This window comes from Nonomuraea sp. NPDC000554, from assembly GCF_040300065.1.
Lineage (GTDB): Bacteria > Actinomycetota > Actinomycetes > Streptosporangiales > Streptosporangiaceae > Nonomuraea.
Genome location: NZ_JBEPDC010000084.1, coordinates 1 through 1343, shown reverse-complemented (window position 1 = coordinate 1343; position 1343 = coordinate 1). Strand labels below are relative to the sequence as shown.

Below are 1343 nucleotides of genomic sequence, written 5' to 3'. Positions count from 1 at the left end.
GAAAAGACCTCCGAATGGAAAGGTTATAATAAACTAGACACAAAGTTAAGAGAAATCGTGGAAAGGTTTATTATGGCAAGAAGAAAATTCGATAAACAATTTAAAAATTCTGCAGTAAAACTCATTCTTGAAGAGGGTTACTCTGTTAAAGAAGTCAGCCAAGAGCTTGAGGTTCATGCCAATAGTCTTTATCGCTGGGTTCAAGAAGTTGAAGAATATGGAGAAAGTGCTTTTCCAGGCAATGGGACAGCCCTAGCTGATGCCCAACATAAGATTAAATTGTTAGAGAAAGAAAATCGTTATCTTCAGGAGGAACTTGAACTTCTAAAAAAGTTCCGGGTCTTCTTGAAGCGAAGCAAGTAAAACGTTTTGAATTTCTCTTGAAACATCATGGGAAGATAAAAATTAAGCATGCAGTAAAAGTTCTTAAGGTTTCTCGCTCAGGTTTCTATGAATACATGCATCGTCGTCCTTCAAAACAACAAGTGGAGAGAGAAATTCTCTCAGAGAAGATAAAAGCTGTCTTTCATGAGCATAAGGGACGCTATGGTGCGGTTAGAATTACCAAGGTACTTCATAATACTGGTATTATGACCAACACGAAACGTGTTGGGAAACTGATGCACTTGATGGGACTTTATGCCAAGGGAAGCCGTTATAAATATAAACATTACAACAGAAAAGGAGCTTCGCTTTCAAGACCCAATTTAATTAATCAGATCTTTAAAGCAACAGCTCCTAATAAAGTATGGCTGGGAGACATGACCTATATCCCTACCAAAGAAGGCACCTTATACTTAGCCGTGAATATCGACGTTTTTTCACGTAAGATTGTAGGCTGGTCAATGTCTTCACGGATGCAAGATAAACTGGTGAGGGATTGCTTCTTGCAAGCTTGTGGGAAAGAACATCCTCAGCCTGGCTTGATTGTCCATACTGATCAAGGGAGTCAATATACAAGCTCTCGTTATCAATCTACTCTTCGTCAAGTCGGTGCTCAATCTAGCATGAGTCGTAAAGGAAATCCATATGACAATGCAATGATGGAGTCTTTTTATAAGACGCTAAAGAGGGAGCTTATTAATGATGCTCATTTTGAGACAAGAGCTGAGGCTACTCAAGAAATATTTAAATACATTGAGACCTATTACAATACAAAAAGGATGCATTCAGGTCTTGATTACAAGTCTCCAAAAGACTTTGAAAAATATAATTCTTAAATTCTCTTAACTCCGTGTCTAGTTTTTCGTTGACTTTCCAGAAAAGTCTATATTTTGGGGGTCACTACATTCTTCGGTTCTTTTTATATATTCCTCGAAGGGTCTCCATGCCCTTAATCGTGG

At 38.1% G+C, this 1343-nt stretch carries 1 protein-coding gene; it reads left to right on the top strand.

Features of this window, described 5'->3' with window-relative positions; translation table 11 throughout:
* Positions 1 to 72 precede the first annotated feature (72 nt).
* Positions 73 to 1220 (top strand): IS3 family transposase gene (locus ABT294_RS50740; RefSeq protein ID WP_095586744.1). Its coding sequence is split into 2 segments (ribosomal slippage): positions 73 to 325 and positions 325 to 1220, totalling 1149 coding nucleotides; the frame shifts between segments, so codons are not numbered across the junction.
* Positions 1221 to 1343: the final 123 nt, after the last annotated feature.